5 protein-coding genes are annotated in these 3,392 nt (G+C 26.8%); all 5 read left to right on the top strand.

Translation table 11 applies throughout. From position 1 onward, the window contains the following. The first annotated feature begins 343 nt into the window (after window positions 1–343). The 5 genes from ACVFVN_RS14495 to ACVFVN_RS14475 all read left to right on the top strand — a co-directional run bounded on the left by ACVFVN_RS14495 (window position 344) and on the right by ACVFVN_RS14475 (window position 3,242). On the top strand, window positions 344–985 hold the full coding sequence (locus ACVFVN_RS14495) for a hypothetical protein (RefSeq protein ID WP_456235832.1): 642 nt from the start codon (window positions 344–346) through the stop codon (window positions 983–985). A gap of 215 nt (window positions 986–1,200) precedes the next feature. Further along, complete coding sequence (locus ACVFVN_RS14490; RefSeq protein ID WP_456235831.1) at window positions 1,201–1,782, top strand: hypothetical protein; 582 nt, start codon at window positions 1,201–1,203, stop codon at window positions 1,780–1,782. 220 nt (window positions 1,783–2,002) lie between these two features. After that, the gene (locus ACVFVN_RS14485; protein ID WP_456235830.1) at window positions 2,003–2,257 is read left to right on the top strand and encodes a hypothetical protein; all 255 of its coding nucleotides are present in this window, start codon (window positions 2,003–2,005) and stop codon (window positions 2,255–2,257) included. 7 nt (window positions 2,258–2,264) lie between these two features. Beyond that, window positions 2,265–2,582, top strand: coding sequence for a hypothetical protein (locus ACVFVN_RS14480; RefSeq protein ID WP_456235829.1), 318 nt, complete (start codon window positions 2,265–2,267; stop codon window positions 2,580–2,582). Between the two features lie 204 nt (window positions 2,583–2,786). Next, window positions 2,787–3,242, top strand: coding sequence for a hypothetical protein (locus ACVFVN_RS14475; protein WP_456235828.1), 456 nt, complete (start codon window positions 2,787–2,789; stop codon window positions 3,240–3,242). Window positions 3,243–3,392 lie beyond the last annotated feature (150 nt).

The following is a 3,392-nucleotide window of genomic DNA, read 5'->3' as shown; positions in this document are numbered from 1 at the left end:
AATGAATTAAGAAAGATTGAATCAAATGAAAAAAATTTGAATGGGACAGATAATGGAACGTTTTTTAAATTCTCAAAAAAATCCTTTACGTTAATAAAACCTCTAGAATAAAAAAAACTGCAGCTAACATTGTATTGGCAAAATGCGGGGTTTAAGGCTAAATTTAACTGTTTGTAATATTTATCCGCCAATATTTTCCAATTCCACTTTTTTGTTTAACTTAGTTCCATTGAAAAAATATTGGCTACGATTGGTCTGAACTTGAACTTTCGTTCAAATTAAGCCCGCACTTCGCCAATACTTTTTCGTTAGCTGTAATTACATCACAAACATTTTCCAAAATATGAAATATATTAAATTAGTTTTTTTGTCACCAATTTTACTTATATTGTGTGCTTGTCCGATGGCTCCTAGTTCAAGAATGTATAAACCAATAAATATAGAACAAACATACTATACTCAATCCACAAGATGCTTTCTTCCCAATGATGCTAAAAATTTTAAAAGCGAAATCAATAAAAATAAGTTATTAAACTGGACAGGAATTATTAAGAATGTAAAAACTGAAAACGTTGCGGATTCTCTAAAATTTACAATTACCGTAGATCATAAATATTGGGATTTTATAGAAGATTTTAGTATTCAAGATGAAAAAATATTTTTATCAGGAAAAGGAGAAGGTGAATTTTATTTTACTAAAAAATATCCGCTTTCATATCAATCAAAATTAGATTCTATTTCAAATAATTATAAGATTAATGACTTCATCATCTGTTATGGAAATTTAAAAAATATTTTTGAAAATATTCCAGAACTTAATGCGCAATTTTCAAGAGTTATACCTCTAAAATTCTATTCCACAAATATTTGGAGATATGATGCAAAAAAAGATGAAAATGGAAAAACAATTTGTAATGATAAAAATTCTTATGAATTAGCAAATTTTGAATCGTTAAAAATTCCAAAATCAGGTCAAAATAAGTAACTACAGCTAACATTGTATTGGCAAAATGCGGGGTTTAAGGCTAAATTGAACTTTTTTTCAAATTTATACGCCGCTGCTTTTCATATTGTTTTTTTTCTTAATTTAGACAATCTGAAAAAGCATCGGCTTCGCTCTGTCTGAATTGAACTTTCAGTTAAATCCAGCCCGCACTTCGCAAATACTTTTTCGTTAGCCGCAATTTTATAAAAACCGTAATGAATAGAGGATTTTTAATATTAACGATAATTATTTTTTTTACATCTTTTTCAAACTTTTTCTCACAAGTAAAACACCCATGGAAAAATGGAGAAAAAATATTAAATTATAAAATTGAAAAATATAAACAAATTGACAGTCTTGATAACTACCAACCGATGAATGCAATTGAACAAAATAAAATTTTAAATTTTGAAGTTTGGAGAAATGAAGGAGATTTAGAAATCAAGAATGTTAACGAAAAAATATATGGAAAAGGCGGTGTAAACATCTATAACTTTATTGATAAAGCAACAAAAAAGACTTTGAAAATCGAATATAACGTTACAAAACATATTTATATTGACGAAACATATAAAGATTACAAAAATTCAGAGTTAAGAAAAATTACAATATTCTTTAATGAAAAAAACGAACCTGATTTTGCAAAAATTTATGAAAATCAATATGATAATGAAAAAGTGTTAGCAAGCGCTATTTATTATTTGAATTTATCTGAAGAACAAAATTATTATATAAATTCAGATACTAAATCACTTATAGAAACGATAAAAAATATAGTAGAAAGCTATAAAAAATAATAAAAACTGCGGCTAACAATGTATTGGCAAAATGCGGGGTTTAAGCCTAAATTGAACTTTTGTAATATTTATCCGCCAATATTTTCCAATTCCACATTTTTTATTAATTTAGTTCCATTGAAAAAATATTGGCTACGATTGGTCTGAACTTGAACTTTCGTTCAAATTAAGCCCGCACTTCGCCAATACTTTTTCGTTAGCAGAAATTTTTCCCATAGCAATGTTAGAAAATCAAAAAGTTAAATTGAAATCATTTTTAGGCAAAAATTCAAATAATTCTGATCTAGATGAAAGAGAAAATTATTGGAAATTAATTGGAAAAAATGGAAATATTATTGAAACTAAAAATGAAAATTTTGAGAACAGAGTTTTAGTATTATTTGATAATAATTTAGATGAATTAAATCTTTTCAATCATAATCCTATAAAAAATTCATTGTGGATTTTAACTACAGATTTAGAAATTATCAAATAGTGTCAAAATGAATGCAAAATTACTTATTGACGATGATATAATTGGAATTATAAATTTAGAAATTTTGGATGAGTTTATGGGAGTACTTTCTGGTGAATTAATTCCAACTGAAATTTACAAAAACTATCAAAACGAAATACATAAACATTTTGAACAAAAAGGAATTTCTAATATAATAGACTTTAATTACAGAATACGTTTAGAAAATGGTTACGAACTAAGACCTGAAGGTGGGATTGGAATAATACATTCTCGTGAGTTTAGTGAGGAAATTATTGTGGAAACGGCTGGGAATAATATTGAAGAATTAAAAAACTTCTGCTAACATAGGTTTTGCAAAATGCGGGGTTTAAGTCAAAGTTGAACTTCTACTCCATTTATTCCGCAAATTGCTTTTCATATTGTTTTTTTTACTTAATTTAGACAATCTGAAAAAGCATTTGCTTCGTTTCTGAATTCTTGAACTTTTGGTTCTTCGAATTCCCGCACTTCGCAAAGCCTTTTTCCGTTAGCTGTAATCTCTCCAAAAATGCCGTCAATAGAAATTATATCAATAGATTCAGATAATTCAATTTACCAAGAAGAAAATTATAAGTTCGCTATTCAAGTTGAAAACGATAAGATTGAAAGTCATAGAGGTTTATTTTATGATTTCTTGAAAAACTTGAAAGGAACAATTATTCATCTCGGAAACTCTGAATTTAAAAAATCTCAAAATGAAGGATTTTTCGCTGGGAATTTAATTAACTGGGAAAACGAAGTGAAAAATGATTTCAAATTTTTACAGGAATTTGAAGTTGATTTAAAAAACTTGATAAAACTTGCACAGAAAAATTCAACAAAAAAAACTATCTATTTACTTTCTGATTATCAATTTTCAAAACGAAAACCAAAACTAATAGAAAATCTTACATTGAAAGATTTTTTTAAACTTTACGACGAAAAAGGTTTGGAATTTAACCGAATTTATCAAATAAAGAACTAAAAAAAGAGACTACAGCTAACATAGGTAACCGTTGCACAACTCAAAACTCAACAAAATAAAATTATATATGACCTCGTTTAAGCCTTTTTAAGCGAGGTTTATTTTTGGAGTATATTCAAAATAATTAAAAATAAAGTGGTTGAAAAAAGC

The sequence above is a fragment of the Soonwooa purpurea genome (genome assembly GCF_053891095.1).
Note: the sequence above shows the minus strand (reverse complement) of the source record. Positions and strands in the feature narration are given on the sequence as shown.

What these genes read in the sequence shown, in the direction of transcription:
- ACVFVN_RS14475 (WP_456235828.1), top strand. Translation starts at nt 2,787, where the DNA reads ATGCCGTCAATAGAAATTATATCAATAGATTCAGATAATTCAATTTAC.
- ACVFVN_RS14495 (WP_456235832.1), top strand. Translation starts at nt 344, where the DNA reads ATGAAATATATTAAATTAGTTTTTTTGTCACCAATTTTACTTATATTG.
- ACVFVN_RS14490 (WP_456235831.1), top strand. Translation starts at nt 1,201, where the DNA reads ATGAATAGAGGATTTTTAATATTAACGATAATTATTTTTTTTACATCT.
- ACVFVN_RS14485 (WP_456235830.1), top strand. Translation starts at nt 2,003, where the DNA reads ATGTTAGAAAATCAAAAAGTTAAATTGAAATCATTTTTAGGCAAAAAT.
- ACVFVN_RS14480 (WP_456235829.1), top strand. Translation starts at nt 2,265, where the DNA reads ATGAATGCAAAATTACTTATTGACGATGATATAATTGGAATTATAAAT.